Raw genomic sequence first — 18,687 nt, 5'->3', positions numbered from 1 at the left:
TTTGAGAAGCAGGGGCGGGAAGAGTGTTCTTCCCGCCCCTTCATTTCGGTTGCGAAGTTGTTACATGACCATGGTGCTGAAGATCTCGTTGAGCTTGTCTTCCGCCGCCTTGGCTGCGGTCTCCACGTCGGTACCATTGGTGGTGATGTCCTGGAACATCTCCTCAATGACGCCCTGGCTGGTCAGCAGACCGGCCTGCGCGCTGGGACCGTGCTCAAAGCCGATGGCACTGCCCTCATCCACCGCCTTGGCGATGACAGCGGCCTCGTCGGAGAACTGCTGCACGATGGGGTTGGACAGGTAAGTCTCGTTCTGGTCGATGCCCTTGATGGCGGGCAGCATGCCCACGGGAACGGCGGCCAGGAAGTTGAGGTAATTGTCCTCCTGATACAGGTACTCGATGAAGGCCTGGCAGATCTCAGGATGCTCGGAATTCTTCCAGGTCACCAGAGGAATGTGGGGAGCCTCGGCGCTGTAATAGGGGTCGCCCTCCTTCAGAGTGGGCAGGGGAGCACAGGAGACATACTGCAGCAGGTCAGGGCGGTTGGACTCCACACCGCTGATCATAAAGCCGGAGTTGAAGTCAAAGGCCGTGGTGCCCTGATAGTACAGGGTGGCATGGTCGTTGACGGTGTAGTTGATGGTCTCGGCGGGGGAGCAGTTCTTATAAACCTTGACCCAGAAGTTGATGCCGTCAATAGCCAGGTCGCTGGTGAGGTTGGCAGTCAGATCGTCGTTGAGGAGGCTGCCGCCGCCGGAACGGACGTAGTAGTTGAGGTAACGGGTGCACAGCAGGTCGTTGGGGCTGCAGGAGAAGCCGCAGCCATACACGCCGTCCTTAGTCAGAGCCACTGCAGCGTCATAGAACTCATCCCAGGTCTTGGGGACCTCCAGGTTGTTGGCCTCCAGCAGGTCGGTGCGGTACCACATGACCTGAGCGTGGGAGTAATAAGGTACGCCGTAAGTAGCGCCGTCCATGGTCATGTCGGCCAGAGCGTTGGCAGAGAACAGATCCCGACCGATGGCGTCGATGGTGCTGTCCATGGGTGCCAGCACGCCGGCATTGAGCATTTCCACGACCTCGCCGGTGTTCTGGGCGGTACTGATGTCGGGCAGGTCGCCGGTGGTGATGCCCGCGTTCCACTTGGTGTTGAAGTCGCCCCAGGCCATAGTCTCAATGTTGATTTTTACGCCGGGGTTATCCTTCATGAACTGGTCGGCAGCCGCCTGGATGGCCTCCATACGGGCGCCCTGAGTAAACGAATGTCAGAAGGTGATTTCTCCGCTGAGCTCACCGCCGGAGCCAGATCCTGAGGGAGTGCCGGAGCCGCCGGAGGAGGTTGTGCCGTTGTTACAACCAGCCAACAGGGAAAGGGAAAGCGCTGCTGCAAGGGAGATGCAAAGCAATTTCTTCATGTTCCAATCCTCCATTTCTGTTTTGTTTGCTTTCACTATGTTTACAGTATATATTGGAGGATATTATTTTACAATATGACAAACCACCTAATACTAGCATAATACAGTCATTATTTGCTCGTTTTATTTTGACTATTTTTTACAATCTATTTTTTAATATCCCATTTTCTATTGTGCGTTTTTCCTGTATGCCTGGGGAGACACCCCGAAGTTCTTTTGGAAGATCCGGGAGAAATAGTTTGGGCCCTCAAATCCAACCTGATAGGCGATGGATGATATCCGGTCGTTAGTCACCAGCAGCCGCCGGGCCGCCACCGTCAGGCGCAGGTTCTGAATAAAGTCGCTGGGGGATTTCCCGGTGTGCTTCTTAAACAGCCTGCGCAGGGTGGAGGGGCTGACATTGACCATCTGGCACAGCACCTCTGAGGTATAATGTTCGGTAGGGTGGGTGACGATGTAGTCCACCAGTACGTTGATCCGGGGGTCCTACCGGTAGGCCTCCAGGTCTTCCTCCTTTTGAAGAGTACGCTCAAAGGAATACTCCACCGTCGGCCGCTCCATGCGCTGAACATCCCCCGCCACCTGGTCCACCAGCCAGGCCACAATCAGCTCCAGATTCCCCCGGATGTGGAACACCTTGCTGGGGTTCTGGCTGGTAGCGTTCCGGTATACCTCCTGAAAGTGGCGCTCCATCTCATCCTGCTGGCCGCAGTTGTTTACCGTCTGGATACGGTAGTACTCCTGCAAAAAGTTGTCGGTAGCCAGCTGGGTAGTCACCTTAAACCGGATGCTGATAAACTCAAAGTAGTCCTCCAGAGCGTGACACTCCAGATAACAGCCCTCCGGGATATAGATGACCTGCTTCTCATGGACGTAAAAGCTCTTCCCGTTCAAAATAAATTCCGCGCTTCCTTTCAGGATATAACGCACCATGGTATATGGGATATAGCTGTTGGGATAGATCCATCCGGACCGGAATACATAGCGGTCTACATATAAAAAGTTAAACCGCATCGCCGTATACAGGGCGTGCTCGATCTCCACTTCATCTTCCCCCTTTTGTGTCAGGCCGCTTTTCTTCATTCTAGCATCTGCTGTATCGGAACTCAAGGCGGCTCCCATGACATAAAACGGGCATCCACACCGATTTTTGTGGGAATGGATGCCCGCTTTTCGATTTGCAGCAATCAATATTCTCTCTGTACGATCTTTTTCTCGCTAAGAATGGCCTCTATGCGTTCCACATTCTGTGTGGACTGCGGCGCCGTCCGCCGTCCCAGCTCCGCCACCAGAGCCTCAATCACCGCCATGAAAACCATATCTCCGCTGGGATGATTGACGGAATTGGTATCAACAACCGCCTGGGCAAACTTAATAATGGGGTTCAAGCTGGTGTTGGTTACCAACGCCACTGGGATTCCCAGCGAGTGGCAGTATTCTGCTACCTCGATGGTTTTCCTGGTACAGGGCCAGGCAGAAAACACCAGCAGAACATCCGTGGACTTCATCTTCAGTCCAACCCGGTCATAAATAAACTCCGTATCATTGCTCAGCTGAATCACCTGGGGGTGGAATGTGCTCAAGGAGTACTCGCAGTACAAAGCCAATGCCTTGCTGGAGCGCAGTCCGATGGTGAAGATACGGTCAGCCTGGAACAGAAGGTCCGAAATCGCCTGAAACTGCTGGGTATTGGATGTGGTACACAGATTCTGAAGAACTTGCATTCCATCGTTGACCACCCGGTAGAGCAGGTTGTTTCCATCTTCGGTCTCTTCGTTATGAAAGGTTTCTTTTAAGCTCAGGTACGACGTGGTTGTACGCATCAAAGATGCATCGAGCAGCTCCTTTTTGAACACGCTAAAACTAGGACGTCCCAGTGTCTGAACCAACCGCATCACCGTAGTGGTACCCACACCTGCGGCTTGGGCCAGTTCCGCTACCGTCATAACGCCAACTTGCTTATAATTCAGCGCCAAATAGGTACAGAGCTTCTGTTGCTTTTTCGGCAGCAGATCCTTTATGCGCACGATTTCATCCAATATATTCTCGGCCATTAAAGATTCACTCCGCTCTTTTTTGTAGAAAAAAATGGGAAACGCTTACTATAGACACAGAATACTATGCTTCTTCTTCCGCGTCAATAGCAGCCGGCATTTATCTTAATAATCCTAACCCTCTTCCTTTCTTTCTTTTTTGTTCGGAATTCTTGTTCCTTTTTATTGTAAAAAGGAACAAGACGGGAGCATATATTCTGTATAAAAGAACAAATATTCCTTTTCTAATAAAAATAGGTTGACTTATTCCTTTTTGGGTGTAGAATATAGCCAAGGTTAAGACCTGATCCCAAACAAAATACAGCACTATATTCAGAAAGGAAGCTTTTGATTATGCAGCAGCGTGAAGTAATCTTCTACAGCGAAGGTACCAAGATGGTAGGTACCATTTACCTGCCCGATGACTACAAGGACGGCGAGAAGCGTCCCGGCATCATTGCCAACTCCGGCTGGACCGGCCTGAACAAGGTTTATCCTGCCATGTTTGCCCGCCAGATGACCAAGTTCGGCTATGTGTGCATGGGCTTTGACTACCGTGGCTTCAAGCCCTCCGGCGGCATCAGCGGCATGGATAAGTACACCACCCTGGAGATGGAAGTGGACGACGTGAACAACGCCGTGACCTTCTTCAAGCACCAGCCCGAAGTGGACCCCAACCACATCGCCCTGATCGGCTGGGGCGTGGGCGGCGCTGTCTGCGTCAATGCCGCTTATCGCGACAAGACCGTCAAGGCCGTAGCTACTCTGAACTCCTTCACCGATGGCCGCCGCTGGATGCGTATGGGCATGGGCAATGATAAGTTCTACAAGATGCTGCGCACCCTGGAGGAGGACAAGTATAAGCGGGTCAGCACCGGTGATCCCGTCCTGCGTCACCCCTATGAGTTCTATCCCAACATCGATGAGTCCGGTGATTTCTACACCGATCACACTCTGAAGGAGCTCAACGGCGGTCTGGAAGAGTCTATCGGCGGCGACTACCAGGAGCCCTTCCCCACCCCCATGTCCTCTGTCATTGCCGAGTCCTTTGTCCGCTTCAACGTACAGGACATTCTGCCCAAGCTGGCTCCTGACTGCGCTGTCTTTGTGGGCCACGGCAAGTATAATGAGCTGCATGACCGCGAGGAGGCAGAGGATGCCTATAAGCTGGCCAACGAGCCCAAGGCTTTGTACTACGTAGAGGGCAAGCACAACGAGTGGATGTTCGACGGCGACCCCAAACTGGAGGGTCTGTGCCAGGCAATGAACGATTTCTTCCTGGCTCATATCTGATTCATTGCTGTAAAACCAAAACTGAACAGATGAACGTGCCTCCGCAGATTTAATTTAATAATTAAGATGCGGAGGCACATTCTATCCGGCTGACTCTCTGAGCCTTGGAGAGAGACTAACAAAGGAGCGCGTAAAATGGAATATAACTACATGTCATTTTTAATGGATTTTTGCTTTATGTCCCTTTTGCTGGTCATTGCTCAGTTTTTAAGAGCAAAAATCAAATTTTTTCAGATGTTCTACATCCCGGCATCTTTGTTAGCAGGCATTATGGGGCTTTTATTAGGTCCTCAGTTTGCAAATATCATTCCTTGGAGCGGCCAGATTGGCTCGTATGCGTACATGCTGGTCTGTGTGCTTTTTGGCGGTCTGTTTTTGGGAAAAAAGGAGAAGATCTCGCCCAAGAAAATTTTCAATAAAGTGGGCGATTCCTTCTGTGTCAATATGGGCGCTGAGTTCTTCTGCTTTGGTATCGCATTGCTGGTCGGTGGCGCGCTTATTATGGTCATCTACCCCCAGGTGTTCACCGAAATTGCAGTTCTTATGCCTTCCGGATACTGCGGAGGTCACGGATATGCTTCCACGATCGGCACAGCGTTAAATAATCTTTTAGGCCGCACAGACGGTGTTGTCATTGGTCAAACATTTGCCACTATGGGACTTTTGACCGGTCTGTTTGTCGGCATTGCCTGCATCAACTATGCTACCCGCAAGGGGGCAACCCGTTTAGTGAAAAGCGCCCAGGCACTCCCCGAAGATTGCCGGACCGGAATCATTCCTGCGGAAAAGCAGGTCTCAATGGGCAAGGAAACTATCAATCCCATGTCTATGGATCCTCTTGCCTGGCACTTGGCGTTAACTCTAATTGCTACCTTGGCAGGCTACAAGTTTTATGACTTCTATAAACAGTACCTGCCTCAGATTGAACTGCCCGTTATGTGCTTAACCATGATTGCAGGTGTTATTTTACAGAGTATCTTAAATCACACCCCCTTTAAAGATAGTGTAGACGAGCACGTAGAAGGTCGGATTGGCAGCATGGTAACCGACTACTTGGTTGGTTTTGGTGTTGCCTCCATCTCCATTACCGTAGTTATGGAATTTATTGGTCCCATTGTTTTGCTGTGTGTACTTGGGGCTCTGACTTCTTTGACCCTGGTATTCGTTGTGGGCCGGAAGCTTTTCCGCAATTTCTGGTTCGAGCGTTCTATCTTCGTATTTGGCTGGACCACAGGCGTAGTGGCCATTGGCCTTACTCTGCTGCGTATTGTCGATCCCGAGGCAAAGAGCGGCACATTGAGTGATTATGGATACTCCTATACTCTCCAGTCTGTTATTGAGGTGTTTATCATTGCACTGGTCCCCATTATGGCAGTTTCGTACGGTTGTATTGCCACAGGTGCTGTGCTGACTGTAATTGCCTTGGCGCTGTTCTTAACCGGAGCTAAGGTCTTCGGCGTCCACAATCAAAAAATGGATGAGCTACGTGAGGGTGAGGCAGAAATTATTGCCACAATTACAAACAATTAACGTCATCCCTCTTTATACGGTGCTCACCCAACAACAGCGTAATATGCCGGATTTAAAACTGAATGATATGGGTCATTCAGAAAGAAAATAACAAAGGGGCGATCTGACCGATCGCCCCTTTATCTCTGGCCTAAATTGATAAGGAGGAAATCATGAACCAGAACAAATTACACCAGGAAGCAAAATCCTTGCTGGTAGGCGGTTATGATCTACATACCCACACCATTCCCTCCCATGTCTCCCGCTCCCTGGATGATTTTGAGCTGATTGAGCAGGCTACTCTCGCCGGGATGAAGGGAGTTATGATTAAGTGTCACTATGAACCCACCGGGGCCCGGGCGGCATTGGTAAACCGCAGGATGCCCACCGGAAGCGCAAAAGCATTTGGCGCAATTCCCTTAAATCACCCAGTAGGAGGAATCAATCCGTATGCGGTCCACAGCGCTCTGAAGATGGGGGCCAGTATGGTCTTTATGCCCACCCGCGATGCAGAAAATTGTCTTTTGTCCGGAGACATGCCCGGCGATTTCTTTCGTCGGCCCGGTATTTCCCTGTTGGATGAGTTCGGTTCTTTAAAACCGGAGGTATACGATGTGATGGATGTGGTCAAGGAGTATGATGCTGCCCTGGCTACCGGACACATCAGCACAAACGAAAGCGTAAAGCTTTGTGTGGAGGGACGTCGCCGCGGAGTACGTATGGTTTTGACGCATCCAGAGTGGGATCGTACAACAGTCTCTCCTGAAACACAAAAAAGTCTGGCCCAAATGGGGGTCTGGGTAGAAAAGTGCTGGTATAACGTAGGGGAAGGGAACTGCTCCATAGAAGAAATGGCGTCACACATCCGTATTGTCGGTGCAGAACACTGCTTTCTATCCACAGACCGGGGACAAGCCGGTCGGGAGGCCCCCGTCGAAGGAATGACTCGCTTTGTTTCTCAGCTACTGCAACAGGGTATCACGACGGACGAAATCCACACCATGCTATGTGTCGTTCCGGAGTATGTATTGGACATTCATAAATAGTGTATTTCTTTTATTCTATCGTTGTCATTTCATATAGAAATAATTTATGACACCATACTCCCTCATCCTTCGGCTAGTCTCCTGTTTATCTATTGTATAGATTATCCGCAATCCGATTCAGTACACCCTGTAACTGACTATGCACTAAGAGGAGGACCGGATCCGTGAATAACAGCAATTCGACAGTCATGATTTTTGATGAGAACAACATCTGGAAAATTCTTTTTCGCATTGCGCCTCCCGTTATGCTGGCCCAGCTCATCCATGCCATGTACAATATCGTGGACAGCTACTTTGTGGGCAGATATTCCGGCGACGGACTGACCGCTCTGTCGGTAATTTTTCCAGTCCAGCTTATTGTCACTGCTCTGGCAGTTGGAACCGGGGTAGGCGTAAATACGCTGATGTCCCGGGATTATGCCAGAGGACGGGTACAGAGAGCAAACCGAACCGCCGGAACAGGCGCTGCTTTGGCGGTGATTAGCTGGGTCATATTTGCTGTACTGAGCAGCCTCTTTATGCATCCCTATGTGGCAACTTCCGCTGAGTCCCCGCAAGCAGTGGAGTATGCAGTCACCTACGGCCGCATCGTATGTATAGGCAGTTTGGGTGTTTTCTTGGAGAGCATCTGGAGCAAAGTACATCAGGCTGGCGGAAATATGCGCCTGCCCATGTTGGCCCAGATTTCTGGTGCACTGACCAACCTTTTGCTGGACCCCATCCTCATCTTCGGACTTGGTCCCATTCCTGCCCTGGGAGTGGCTGGAGCCGGCTATGCCACTGTGGCAGGCCAGGTGGTAGCCGCACTGATTACCTCTTCCGCTCTGCGCAGACCGCCAAAGCTGCGCGCCTTGAGCCGGTATGCCCGGCAGATCTATAAGCTTGGCTATCCCTCTATTTTTATGCAGATGCTGTACACCGTGTACATTGTGGCGCTCAACGTAATTCTGGCTGGCTTCTGTGATGAGGCAGTCACAGTACTGGGACTCTACTATATAAGGTGCAGTCGTTCTTCTTTATCCCCATGGCCGGACTTCAAACCTGCATTGTTCCCCTGTTGAGCTATACCAACGCCAAGGGAAATTACCGTCGCTGCCAAGCTGTACTGGTGGATGCCACTCTTCTGGCCATGAGCTTTATGCTGGTAGGAGTGGCCTGTTTTGAACTGATTCCCGATCGTCTGCTGTCTATTTTCTCTCAAGACGTCCGAGTTTTGGAGATCGGCGTCCCGGCCTTCCGTATCATTGGGCTGAGCTTTCTTCCCGCCGTTCCCTCCTTGATGACGCCGGTATTTTTCCAGGCCATCGGCAAGGCCATTCCTAGTGTGATTCTGGCTCTGACCCGACAGATTTTTTGCCTAATTCCAATTTTCTGGGGACTTTCCCAGTTTGGCCTGGGCTACTCCTGGGGCGCGTTCCCCATTGCCGAAACGGTAACCGGAAGTGTTGGCTTGCTGCTCTACCTGCGCCAGCGCAGAGAATGGCAGCTCTACGGCGCCAGAGACTCCAAGCAGAAGCAGAAAGGACGTATTTCCATGAAGATGATTACCGCCATTATCAGCAAGAAAGACTCGGACGAAGTGTGCCGTGCTCTCAGCGAGGGTGGATACTACTTTACGAAAATGGCCTCTTCCGGCGGATTCCTCAGCTGGGGCAACACGACACTGATCATTGGAACTGAAGCCGACCGGGTCAAGCCTGCCATTGAGATCATCCGTGCCAACTGTTCCAAGCGGGTAGAAAACATTCCGTCCACCATGCAGCTGCCCGCACATTCAGTTACTGCCAACACCGAGGTTGTGGTTGGCGGAGCCACTATTTTCGTCACCGAAGTGGAGGAATTTGAGAAAATTTGACCATTTTTTCAATTTCGGCATAAATCATGGCAATCATGCTGCCGCTGGACTATATTCTTTCCACCTCAAATTAAAGCAGATTTACTGGTGTCCGATCCTGTAAACGCGCAGAACGCTCAGCATTTTTGCCAAATTGAATCATTCAATTTTCTCTGTTTAAATATGCAGATTGCGATTGACACCTGTTCCAATCTCCGATATAGTAAATTTATCCGATATAGATAAATAATTTTCTAAAATAGGAAAGCGATGATTTTAGAATGGGGGAAAACAGCAGTTATCTGCAGACTGTGGGTCGATCCTTGGAAATTCTGGAACTGATCGGCTTATTTCCCGGGCTCACATTAAGCGAAGTGGCCCGACAATGCAATATGAGCACCACCGTAGTCTACCGGCTTTTATATACCCTTACTGCTTCTGGTTTTTTGCAGCAGGAGCCGGGAGGAAAGCGGTATTTTCTGGGTGACAAGGCGCTTCTCATTGGGGCACAAAGTCTGGATAACCGGGAAGTCAAGCGGATCGCCCAGTACTACATGTGGGACTACTACGAGCGCACCGGCGAACACTGTATTCTGACGATTCCCTGTGCTGGACGCAGTATTTGCATTGAAAAAATCGGTTCCATCCGGGATACTTCCAACTCTGTACGTTCCGGCGGGATCTATCCCATGCACAAAGGCGCCTCAAACCGTGTGCTGCTGGCCTTTTTGCCGCCCCATGAGCAGCAGCGTTATATGGATGGGTTATCCATGCACGGCTCTGCACGGCAAGCACTGGAAGCCAAGTTGGAGGAGATCGCCGCGTGCGGCTATGACTTCAGTGAGGGGACCCTTACTCCTGGCCGCTTCGGATTGGGGTTCCCCTTGTTTGACCGCAGCCGAAATCTCGTGGGGGCCATCAGCACAGGCGGCTATATCTCCGAGCTCACCGACCAGAGCAAGCAGACTCTGGTGCGCAAGTTTGGAGAGGTAGCGGAACAAATCAATCTGGCTATGGGTGCCTTTCCAAGTATGGAATAAAGCAAAACGGGCATGCGCCCGCTTTGTTTTCCTTTTGTTTTTCTGCATATAGAAAATATTTTCTTATTATTGAAACCTACGGCGCGTTGCGCCTTATTTTGCTCCCTGTGTTTTCCGAATATCGGAAACTATTTCCTATGTTCGTTCATTCCCTCACGAAAAGAGGGATGGAGGATAGAAGCATATTACCGAGGAGGGACCACAATGCAAACAAAGGAAGAACGCAAGAAGCAGTACAAACAAGAGACCTACATCTCGGCTTTTGAGCCCGGAACCTTGATCCCCGGAATTCTCATCGCCTTTTTGGTAGGCGCCGTATGTATGAACATCATCGGCAAATTGGGAACGACACCAAACACATCCCTGCTGGGAGCCATCGTAGCCATGCTGGTGGCCCGCATCCCCCTGAATGCCTGTCTGAAATACTGCAATCTGGAGCGCCAGAACTTGCTTCAGACCATTGCATCGGCAGCTGGATTCTCTGCTGCCAACTGCGGCTTTATCGCTGTGGCCATGCTTTTCCTGATGGGGGAGGCCTCCTCCATTCTGATGATGGGCATCGGATGTATGATCGGCACCTCGGTCTCTATCTACATCATCGGCCGCATCTATGACTCTGCCATCTTCCCCGCCCAGGGCGCCTGGCCTCCCGGAGTGGCTACCGCTACCGCCATTCAGGCCGGCGACGAGGGCGGCAAAAAGGGCCGCCGTCTGCTGGAGGGCCTGGTGGTCGGCGTTGTGGGCAGCTACTTCAAGCTGCCGGTGGCTGGCATCGGCATCGTATTTATTGCCGATATCATTGCCATGACCGGTCTGGGCATCGGCCTGATCCTCCGTGGCTACTCCGAGCAGCTCTTCGGCTTTAACATGGGTGCTTCCAACATCCCCTCCGGCGTCATGATCGGTGCGGGCATGGTGGCCCTGGTCCAGTCTATCATCACTGTGCTCCGCGGCCACAAGAGCGCTTCTGCCCAGAAGATGGAGATCACTGTCTCCCAGGACTCCGCCAAGAAGAGTCTCGCTTTGGCTCTGGGCCTGTTTGTGGGCGGCGCCGCCATTGTCGGTGCGCTGACCGGCATTTTCACCCAGATGCCTCTGGGCATGTCCGTACTGTGGGTGCTGTGGGCCGGCTTCTCCTCCGCCGTGGCCATGGTCCTGGTAGGCATGGCCGCCATGCACTCTGGCTGGTTCCCCGCCTTTGCCATCACCACCATTTTCATGACTCTGGGTATTCTCATGGGCTTCCCCGCTCTGCCTGTGGCCATCCTTACCGGCTATGTCAGCTCCGTCGGCCCCTGCTTTGCCGACATGGGCTATGACCTGAAGACAGGCTGGATCCTCCGCGGCAAGGGTGCCGATCCCGCCCGGGAGATCCAGGGCCGCAAGGAGCAGGTAAAGGTAGAGATGCTGGGCGGCATCATCGGCATCCTGGTGGTGCTGATGTTCGCCAACATGTATCTCTCCCAGGACATTATGCCTCCCATCAGCTATACCTTCGCCGCTGCCGCTCAGGCCGGCGCGAACCCCAGCCTGCTGCGGGAGCTACTGCTGTGGGCCATTCCCGGTGCGATCATCCAGATCATCTTCGGCACCAAGATGGTGGGCGTCCTCTTTGCCACCGGCCTGCTGCTGAATAACCCCATCTACGGCATCGGCGTGCTGCTGGCTGTGGTAGTGCGTCTCATCTTCGGCACCGAATTTATGGAAGTGCGTGACTCCGGTCTGATTGCCGGCGACGGCCTGTACGGCTTCTTCAGCAATCTCATCCGTTCTATGCTCATGTAACAGGTTTTATGATCTTGGAAAGGAAGCGGTAACCATGCAAACAAACTCCACCCGTCTCACTGCCCAGTCGGTAAGCTGGGCTGCCCTGGGAGGTTCCATCCTGGGCGGCGGCGGAGGCGGCTCGGCGGACACCGGCGCGCAGACCGGCAACCTGGCCGTTGAGTTCAGCGACCTGCACTTGACCCCCATTGACGCGGTAGACCCCGACTCCATCATTATAACTGCCTCTATGGTAGGCGCTCCGGCTGCCAAGGAGAAGTATGTCAGTCCCGCAGACCTGCTGCGCTGCGTGGAGCTGTTCACACAAAAAACCGGTCTGAAGCCGGGCGGCATTGTCACCAACGAAAACGGCGGCGGTTCCACCTTCAACGGCTGGCTCCAGGCCTCCGTGCTGGGCATCCCCTTACTGGACGCCCCCTGCAACGGACGGGCTCACCCCACCGGAGTTATGGGCAGCCTGAACCTTCACCGGGACCCCAGCTATGTCACCACCATGACCTGCGTGGGCGGCCGGGAGGAGCTGGGCCGCCATGTGGAGTGCACCGTCACCGGCTCCATCACCCACTGTTCCAAGCTGGTGCGGGCTTCCGCCGTAGAGGCGGGCGGTCTGGTGGCCGTGGTGCGCAACCCAGTATCCGCCCAGTTCCTGCGGGAAAACAGCGCTCTGGGCGGACTTTCCCACGCCATTGAAACAGGTCGGTGCTATGCGCAGGGCCTGGAGCGTTCCGTGGACTACGCCGTACATGCTGTGGCCGACTTTTTAGGCGGCCAGGTACTCACCCGCGGCACCGTAGAGGACTATCAGCTGCGCAGCGAGGGCGGCTTTGACGTAGGCACCGTAAAGGTGTGCGGCTATGAGATGTCCTTCTGGAACGAGTATATGACAGTGGACGGCCCCGATGGAGAGCGGATGGGCACCTTCCCCGACCTCATCATGACCTTTGACGCTCAGACCGGACGTCCCACCCCCACTTCTGATCTGGCGCCGGGGCAGGAGATCTATCTCATCCGCACCAGCTATCGCAACCTGAAGCTGTCCGCCCCCATGTTTGACAAGGAACTGCTGGCCGAGGTGGAGGGTATCATCCACCGCCCCATGCTGGCTCACGTTGATTTTTAATTCATTGACAGGAGGTTTTTCCCATGCTTATCAAGCAAGTAATTGAACTCATCGACATTCTCGATTCTCCCTCCGCCTCCGGCGCGGCCGTGGAGCAGTACCTGCGCGCCATCGATCCCCAGGCCAATATCGAGGTCTACGCCCTCCAGGGCCCCAAGGGAAAAACCGACATGGTGAAGGTGCGCATCCCCGGCACGCGGGGCAAGTCCTCCGGCGGCAGCGCTCCCACCATCGGCCTGCTGGGCCGTCTGGGCGGCCTGGGCGCCCGTCCTGAGCGTATCGGCTTCGTTTCCGACGGCGACGGCGCTCTGTGCGCCCTGTCGGTGGCTGCCAAGCTGTTGGACATGAAGGTAAAGGGCGACCATCTGGAGGGAGATGTGTTCATCTCCACCCACGTCTGCCCCAACGCCCCCACCCGTCCTCACACCCCCGTTCCTTTCATGGACTCCCCGGTGGAGATGGCTCAGGTCAACCGTGAGGAGGTCACCGACGAGCTGGACGCTATCCTCTCTGTGGACACCACCAAGGGCAATAAGATCATCAACACCCGGGACTTCTCCATCTCTCCCACCGTCATGCAGGGCTACATTCTGAAGGTCAGCAGTGACCTGGTGGACCTCATGGAGATCACCCTGGGCAAGCCCGCCCATGTCTTCCCCCTCTCCCAGCAGGATATCACCCCCTATGGCAACGACCTGTATCACCTCAACAGCATCCTGCAGCCCGCCACCGCCACCAAAGCCCCGGTGGTAGGCGTGGCCATTGCCACCCAGACCCCGGTGCCCGGCTGCGCCACCGGCGCCAGCCACTTTGCCGACATCGAGGAAGCCGCCCGCTTTATGCTGGAGGCCGCCAAGGCCTTTGGCCGCGGTGAGCTGTCCTTCTACGACAAGGAGGAGTTTGCCCGCATTCAGGCGCTCTATGGCGATATGAGTCATTTCCAGGGCTTCGGCAAACAATAACAGCTATGCGGCCCTGGTCCATCCAGGGCCGCATTTTGCAAAAAGGAGGGTCTTCTACTATGATCAAAGTGGGCGCTATCACCATCGGCCAATCTCCCAGAACCGACGTGACCCAGGACATTCTCCCCCTGCTGGGGGACCAGGTGGAGCTTCTCCAGGCCGGCGGTCTGGATGGGCTGACCCGGGAAGAGATCGAAGCCTTTCAGCCCGGCCCGGACGACTATGTGCTGATCTCCCGCCTGCGGGACGGAAGCTCCGCCGTCTTTGCCGAGCGTTATATCCTCCCCAGACTGCAAAATTGCATTGACCAGCTGGAGCAGCAGGGTGTAGAAATAATTCTGTTCCTCTGCACTGGAGATTTTCCTGCCGTATTTCACTCCAAGGTGCCTCTGATTTTCCCCTGCAAGGTTCTCAACGGCCTGGTGCCAGCTCTGGCCGGTCGAAGCAGGATCGCCGTTGTTACCCCCACGCCCCAGCAGGTGGCTCAATCGGAGAGCAAATGGAGGGAATATGTTTCCCAAGTCACCGTGATTCCCGCCTCTCCCTACGGAAGCCCCGAGGAGCTGGACCGGGCAGCCCGCCAGGCAGCGGAAATGGACGTAGACCTGGTGGTGATGGACTGCATTGGATACAGTGCAGAAATGAAAGCCAAGTTCCATGAAATTTCGGGAAAGCCGGTCATTTTGTCCCGCACCTTGGCCACCCGAGTTCTGATGGAACTGTTATCTTGAAAGCGAGGTATATTATGAATCTGGTAGAAATCGGAACCCGTGTACTGACGTCCTGCATGGATGTAAAAGCGGGGGAGACGGTACTGGTGGTGACGGACGACGAAAAGTTTCAGATCGGCCAGGCACTGTATCAAGCGGCAAAGGAACTGGGCGCGGATGCCATGCTGGTGACCATGTCCCCCCGTGAGGTCTCTGGGCAGGAGCCTCCCGCCTCCATTGCCGCCGCCATGAAGGCCGCCGATGTGGTACTGTGCCCCATGAGCACTTCCATCACCCATACCCGCGCCAAAATCGAAGCGGCAAAGGCCGGGGCGCGGATCGCCACCATGCCCAACATCACGGAGGATATGTTCCGTCAGGGCGCTATGACCGCGGACTACGATACCGTGATGGAGCTGACCAACCGGGTGACTGAGATGCTCACCCAGGCTTCCACCGCCCGCATCGAAAAAGACGGCCATGTACTGACTCTGGATCTGGCCGGCCGGCCCGGCATCCCCAGCCCCGGCGTGTACCGGGAAAAGGGCCAGGCCGGAAACCTCCCCTCCGGTGAGGCCTACATCGCCCCGCTGGAAAGCGGCTCCAACGGTTCTATGATCATTGACGGCTCCATGGTGGGCATCGGTCTGCTGGAGTCCCCCCTTCAGGTACAGGTCAAGGACGGAAAGCTACAGAGCATCCAGGGCGCAGAGGCCGAAAAGGTGGGCTTCCTGCTGAACAATGAGCGCAATGCCACCCTGTGTGAGCTGGGCATCGGCACCAACTACGCCGCCAGACTGACCGGCGTGATCCTGGAGGATGAGAAGGCCTATCAGACCGTGCACATTGCCTTTGGCACCAACATCGGATTTGGCGGAACAAATAAAGCGGACTGCCACATCGACGGAATCATCAAAAATCCCACGCTCTACCTGGATGATGTCCTGGTCCTGAAAGACGGCGCTTTCCAGATCTGAGAGGAGGTTGTCCATGGCGGTCGCACAGTTCACCCTTTGGGGCACGCAATGCCAATGGCTGATTGCCCGCTGCATCCTGGACAGCATTCTGTTCGCCCCCTACCTCTCCCAGGGAAAAATCCTGTTCAAAGGCTCCTCCACCGTCTCCTGTCTGACTGCGCTGTTGGCTGACACCCCTATGCGTATCTGCGGACGAATTACAAAAAACGGGATGAAACGATCCTACGCGGAGAGCCAGGGCGCCCATTTTCTGCTCTATGAGCGGGGAGAAATCCGAAATGTTGATTCCTGTCTGGAGCAAACCCTGCAAGCAATGGGACCTGATGATCTGTTTGTAACCGGAGCAAACGCACTGGATGCGTTTGGCCATGCCGCACTGCTGATCGGCAGCTCCGGTGGGGGCGGCTATGGGACCTGCATGCACTTCCTGTATACGGAAGGAATCCGCACCTTGATCCTGACCAGTGTGATGAAGCTCATCCCAGGGGATCTGACCCGCTTGAGCCCGCAGATTTCCAGAAAAAAGTGTGATTTTTCCTATGGCATGGCCTGCAGTCTTGCCCCCATACCGGGAGAAGTTCTGACCGAGGCCCAGGCCATTGAGTCCTATGCCCGTGTAAACGCTCTGGTTTTTGCCAAAGGTGGATTTTCCGGTGCAGAAGCCTCCGTAGCGATTCAGATTGAAGGGGAGCAGGAAGAAGTGGAAAAAGTCCTCCACCTGGTAGAACAGATCAAAGCCCTTCCGTCCCAGCCGCCTGTGGATGCAGACAGCTTAGCGGAATGCACCTATCCCTGTTCCGGCTGCAGCCAGCACCGCTCCTGCGCATACGCCAACAAGCAGACTATTTTTCATTCCATTAAAATGTCATGAAGGCAGGGGAGTATGATATGAAGAAATACAGAGTTGGCCTGATCCGCGTATTGACCACAGACGACACCCAGCTGATGCAGATGCACGGGGCGCTGATCGAACAGTATTTTCCCATGCTGCAGGTCGAATCCCGTTGTATTCCAGACCAGCCGGAGGGGATCCACGACGACCAGACTATGGCCTTAGGCGCTCCCAAGGTGGTAGCTATGGCAAAAGAAATGTGGCAAGAGGGCTTTGACGCGATCATTGTCAGCTGTGCCGGAGACCCCGGAGTTGCACAAGCGCGCCAGGCAGTTCCCATCCCGGTCATCGGGGCTGGGGAGAGTACCGCTGCCCTATGCATGTTCTATGGCAGCCACCCCGCTGTGCTGGGAATCACCGAGGATGTTCCGGCCGGTTATCAGCAAGTCTTTGGCGATCATATTGTAGATAACGCCCGCGGCAAGGGCGTAGAGAGCGTCCTCGACCTGATGACGCCCCAGGGGTATTCCGCCACCGTGGAGCAGGCACAGCGGCAAAAGCAGCTGGGCGCAGACGTCATCGCTCTAAGCTGCACCGGGATGTCCAGCATTCAAATTGCTCCGGCCCTGGAACGAGAAACCGGCCTTCCCGTGCTGGACCCTGTAATGTGCGAGGGTCTGATGACCCTCTTCGAACTGATTCGAAAAGACGCTCGAACCCAATGAACTATATTGGTCCAGCCCTTTTAAAAACAGAATATTCCCTCGGTGTTATACTCACTGTTATGAGCAATGTCTGAAAATATGAGGTGTTGATATGCATACAGTCTGTTCCAGTGATGTCCTGACCCAATGCAGCTTAGCCCAGGCAGAGTATCAGGATTGGATAAACCAAGGGCTCAAGCTGAACATGGCACGTGGCAAACCCGGCCGGCAGCAGCTGGACCTGGTTTCCGGCCTTCTCACCGCATTGACCGACCCCGCAGAGTGCTTTGACGACGGCATCGACGCCCGGAACTATGGCGAGATCGCCGGTTTATCCAGTGCAAGAAGTCTCTTCGCAGAGCTGCTTGGCTGTCTTCCTGAACAGGTATTCGTGGGCGGTAACTCCAGTCTGACCCTGATGTATGATACCATTGCAAAGGCCATGACGCACGGTCTTCTGCACAGCGAACGGCCCTGGAGTCAACAAAAGGGACTCAAATGGCTCTGTCCCGCTCCCGGCTATGACCGTCATTTCAAGATCACAGAATCTTTCGGATTTGAACTGATTACCGTGCCGATGACGCCGGAAGGCCCCGACATGGATGTGGTGGAACATCTGATTCAGGATCCGTATGTGAAAGGAATGTGGAACGTTCCGAAATACTCCAATCCGGATGGAATCGTCTATTCTGCCCAAACCGTCCAGCGCCTGGCCGCCATGAAACCTGCCGCTCCGGATTTTCTACTGATGTGGGACAACGCTTATTGCGTACATGAGTTTGAGGGGGAATTTCTCCCCTTTGCCGATATCATAGGCCTCTGCGCACAAAACGGAAATCCGGACATGGTATTTGAATATGCTTCCACCTCCAAAATTACCATCCCGGGTGCTGGTGTGGCATGCTTTGCCTGCAGCCAGGCAAATATGGAGTATATGCTCCGGCTGCTGGATGTCCAGGTCATCAGCTATGATAAGGTCAATCAGCTGCGGCATGTTCGGTATCTGAAAGACAAGGCCCATGTTTTAGACCTCATGAAGCAACATGCCGAGATTTTAAAGCAACGGTTTGATGTGGTAACAAGCACCCTGGAGAAGGAAATCGCACCCTTGGGTCTGGCCACCTGGAATCGTCCCAAAGGCGGCTACTTTGTCTCGGTAAACACTCTTCCCGGCCTGGCTAAACGCACGATTGAGCTCTGCAGGCAGGCCGGCGTGATCATGACCAACGCAGGGGCCACCTTCCCCTATGGCATCGACCCAAAGGATCAGAATATTCGCATTGCCCCCTCGTATCCCTCTGTGTCTGAACTTCAGCAGGCCATGGACGTATTTTGCTGCTGTTTAAAGTGCGCCGCCTTTGAACAAATGAGCCAAAACAGCTAACCCCTGTCTTCTCATTTTCCCTCTCAGTACACGCTATATTTT

Annotated in this window: 19 protein-coding genes; 14 read left to right on the top strand and 5 right to left on the bottom strand. The window is 54.0% G+C overall.

Translation table 11 applies throughout. The features are described 5' to 3' along the window. Positions 1–60 precede the first annotated feature (60 nt). From ACLTXB_RS00495 to ACLTXB_RS00475, 5 genes are all read right to left on the bottom strand, one after another. Positions 61–1,242 carry an ABC transporter substrate-binding protein gene (locus tag ACLTXB_RS00495; RefSeq protein ID WP_428226005.1) on the bottom strand — a complete coding sequence of 394 codons (1,182 nt, stop codon included), beginning with the start codon at positions 1,240–1,242 and terminating at the stop codon, positions 61–63. Positions 1,243–1,266: 24 nt separating this feature from the next. After that, positions 1,267–1,416, bottom strand: coding sequence for a hypothetical protein (locus ACLTXB_RS00490; protein ID WP_428226004.1), 150 nt, complete (start codon positions 1,414–1,416; stop codon positions 1,267–1,269). Positions 1,417–1,584: 168 nt separating this feature from the next. Next, positions 1,585–1,881, bottom strand: coding sequence for a helix-turn-helix domain-containing protein (locus ACLTXB_RS00485; protein WP_428226003.1), 297 nt, complete (start codon positions 1,879–1,881; stop codon positions 1,585–1,587). Positions 1,882–1,902: 21 nt separating this feature from the next. Beyond that, positions 1,903–2,499, bottom strand: coding sequence for a hypothetical protein (locus ACLTXB_RS00480; RefSeq protein ID WP_428226002.1), 597 nt, complete (start codon positions 2,497–2,499; stop codon positions 1,903–1,905). A gap of 104 nt (positions 2,500–2,603) precedes the next feature. Further along, positions 2,604–3,470: a MurR/RpiR family transcriptional regulator gene (locus ACLTXB_RS00475; RefSeq protein ID WP_110442289.1), complete on the bottom strand. Its 867-nt coding sequence runs from the start codon at positions 3,468–3,470 to the stop codon at positions 2,604–2,606. A 333-nt stretch (positions 3,471–3,803) separates the two neighbouring features. Here ACLTXB_RS00475 and ACLTXB_RS00470 point away from each other — a divergent pair, with 333 nt between their 5' ends. The 14 genes from ACLTXB_RS00470 to ACLTXB_RS00405 all read left to right on the top strand — a co-directional run bounded on the left by ACLTXB_RS00470 (position 3,804) and on the right by ACLTXB_RS00405 (position 18,645). Beyond that, positions 3,804–4,742 (top strand): alpha/beta hydrolase, encoded by a 939-nt coding sequence (locus tag ACLTXB_RS00470; RefSeq protein WP_428226001.1) that lies wholly within the window; start codon positions 3,804–3,806, stop codon positions 4,740–4,742. Positions 4,743–4,877: 135 nt separating this feature from the next. Next, a complete protein-coding gene (locus ACLTXB_RS00465) occupies positions 4,878–6,272 on the top strand; it encodes a sodium/glutamate symporter (protein ID WP_428226000.1) in 1,395 nt (464 codons plus the stop codon). 152 nt (positions 6,273–6,424) lie between these two features. Next, the gene (locus ACLTXB_RS00460; protein WP_428225999.1) at positions 6,425–7,297 is read left to right on the top strand and encodes a DUF6282 family protein; all 873 of its coding nucleotides are present in this window, start codon (positions 6,425–6,427) and stop codon (positions 7,295–7,297) included. Between the two features lie 164 nt (positions 7,298–7,461). Then, on the top strand, positions 7,462–8,358 hold the full coding sequence (locus ACLTXB_RS00455; RefSeq protein WP_428225998.1) for an MATE family efflux transporter: 897 nt from the start codon (positions 7,462–7,464) through the stop codon (positions 8,356–8,358). Beyond that, positions 8,322–9,152 (top strand): cyclic-di-AMP receptor, encoded by an 831-nt coding sequence (locus ACLTXB_RS00450; protein ID WP_428225997.1) that lies wholly within the window; start codon positions 8,322–8,324, stop codon positions 9,150–9,152. Before ACLTXB_RS00455 ends, ACLTXB_RS00450 begins: the two co-directional genes overlap by 37 nt. 260 nt (positions 9,153–9,412) lie before the next feature. Next, complete coding sequence (locus tag ACLTXB_RS00445; protein ID WP_151075177.1) at positions 9,413–10,171, top strand: IclR family transcriptional regulator; 759 nt, start codon at positions 9,413–9,415, stop codon at positions 10,169–10,171. Positions 10,172–10,375: 204 nt separating this feature from the next. Beyond that, a complete protein-coding gene (locus ACLTXB_RS00440) occupies positions 10,376–11,956 on the top strand; it encodes an OPT/YSL family transporter (protein ID WP_325207818.1) in 1,581 nt (526 codons plus the stop codon). Between the two features lie 34 nt (positions 11,957–11,990). Further along, complete coding sequence (locus tag ACLTXB_RS00435) at positions 11,991–13,076, top strand: DUF917 domain-containing protein (RefSeq protein WP_428225996.1); 1,086 nt, start codon at positions 11,991–11,993, stop codon at positions 13,074–13,076. Positions 13,077–13,099: 23 nt separating this feature from the next. Next, positions 13,100–14,038 carry a DUF1177 domain-containing protein gene (locus ACLTXB_RS00430; protein ID WP_428225995.1) on the top strand — a complete coding sequence of 313 codons (939 nt, stop codon included), beginning with the start codon at positions 13,100–13,102 and terminating at the stop codon, positions 14,036–14,038. A gap of 59 nt (positions 14,039–14,097) precedes the next feature. Continuing rightward, positions 14,098–14,769: an AroM family protein gene (locus ACLTXB_RS00425; RefSeq protein WP_428225994.1), complete on the top strand. Its 672-nt coding sequence runs from the start codon at positions 14,098–14,100 to the stop codon at positions 14,767–14,769. Positions 14,770–14,783: 14 nt separating this feature from the next. Beyond that, positions 14,784–15,725, top strand: a complete 942-nt coding sequence (locus ACLTXB_RS00420; RefSeq protein ID WP_191905386.1) for an aminopeptidase — start codon at positions 14,784–14,786, stop codon at positions 15,723–15,725. 13 nt (positions 15,726–15,738) lie between these two features. Further along, the gene (locus ACLTXB_RS00415; protein WP_428225993.1) at positions 15,739–16,596 is read left to right on the top strand and encodes a hypothetical protein; all 858 of its coding nucleotides are present in this window, start codon (positions 15,739–15,741) and stop codon (positions 16,594–16,596) included. A 17-nt stretch (positions 16,597–16,613) separates the two neighbouring features. After that, complete coding sequence (locus ACLTXB_RS00410; protein WP_428225992.1) at positions 16,614–17,282, top strand: aspartate/glutamate racemase family protein; 669 nt, start codon at positions 16,614–16,616, stop codon at positions 17,280–17,282. Positions 17,283–17,373: 91 nt separating this feature from the next. Further along, a complete protein-coding gene (locus ACLTXB_RS00405; protein ID WP_428225991.1) occupies positions 17,374–18,645 on the top strand; it encodes an aminotransferase class I/II-fold pyridoxal phosphate-dependent enzyme in 1,272 nt (423 codons plus the stop codon). Positions 18,646–18,687: the final 42 nt, after the last annotated feature.

It is taken from the genome of Flintibacter sp. (genome assembly GCF_046973065.1).
Note: the sequence above shows the minus strand (reverse complement) of the source record. Positions and strands in the feature narration are given on the sequence as shown.

What these genes read in the sequence shown, in the direction of transcription:
- ACLTXB_RS00440 (WP_325207818.1), top strand. Translation starts at nt 10,376, where the DNA reads ATGCAAACAAAGGAAGAACGCAAGAAGCAGTACAAACAAGAGACCTAC.
- ACLTXB_RS00435 (WP_428225996.1), top strand. Translation starts at nt 11,991, where the DNA reads ATGCAAACAAACTCCACCCGTCTCACTGCCCAGTCGGTAAGCTGGGCT.
- ACLTXB_RS00450 (WP_428225997.1), top strand. Translation starts at nt 8,322, where the DNA reads ATGGCCGGACTTCAAACCTGCATTGTTCCCCTGTTGAGCTATACCAAC.
- ACLTXB_RS00460 (WP_428225999.1), top strand. Translation starts at nt 6,425, where the DNA reads ATGAACCAGAACAAATTACACCAGGAAGCAAAATCCTTGCTGGTAGGC.
- ACLTXB_RS00430 (WP_428225995.1), top strand. Translation starts at nt 13,100, where the DNA reads ATGCTTATCAAGCAAGTAATTGAACTCATCGACATTCTCGATTCTCCC.
- ACLTXB_RS00420 (WP_191905386.1), top strand. Translation starts at nt 14,784, where the DNA reads ATGAATCTGGTAGAAATCGGAACCCGTGTACTGACGTCCTGCATGGAT.
- ACLTXB_RS00475 (WP_110442289.1), bottom strand. Translation starts at nt 3,470, where the DNA reads ATGGCCGAGAATATATTGGATGAAATCGTGCGCATAAAGGATCTGCTG.
- ACLTXB_RS00425 (WP_428225994.1), top strand. Translation starts at nt 14,098, where the DNA reads ATGATCAAAGTGGGCGCTATCACCATCGGCCAATCTCCCAGAACCGAC.
- ACLTXB_RS00445 (WP_151075177.1), top strand. Translation starts at nt 9,413, where the DNA reads ATGGGGGAAAACAGCAGTTATCTGCAGACTGTGGGTCGATCCTTGGAA.
- ACLTXB_RS00490 (WP_428226004.1), bottom strand. Translation starts at nt 1,416, where the DNA reads ATGAAGAAATTGCTTTGCATCTCCCTTGCAGCAGCGCTTTCCCTTTCC.
- ACLTXB_RS00405 (WP_428225991.1), top strand. Translation starts at nt 17,374, where the DNA reads ATGCATACAGTCTGTTCCAGTGATGTCCTGACCCAATGCAGCTTAGCC.
- ACLTXB_RS00415 (WP_428225993.1), top strand. Translation starts at nt 15,739, where the DNA reads ATGGCGGTCGCACAGTTCACCCTTTGGGGCACGCAATGCCAATGGCTG.
- ACLTXB_RS00465 (WP_428226000.1), top strand. Translation starts at nt 4,878, where the DNA reads ATGGAATATAACTACATGTCATTTTTAATGGATTTTTGCTTTATGTCC.
- ACLTXB_RS00480 (WP_428226002.1), bottom strand. Translation starts at nt 2,499, where the DNA reads ATGAAGAAAAGCGGCCTGACACAAAAGGGGGAAGATGAAGTGGAGATC.
- ACLTXB_RS00410 (WP_428225992.1), top strand. Translation starts at nt 16,614, where the DNA reads ATGAAGAAATACAGAGTTGGCCTGATCCGCGTATTGACCACAGACGAC.
- ACLTXB_RS00495 (WP_428226005.1), bottom strand. Translation starts at nt 1,242, where the DNA reads ATGGAGGCCATCCAGGCGGCTGCCGACCAGTTCATGAAGGATAACCCC.
- ACLTXB_RS00470 (WP_428226001.1), top strand. Translation starts at nt 3,804, where the DNA reads ATGCAGCAGCGTGAAGTAATCTTCTACAGCGAAGGTACCAAGATGGTA.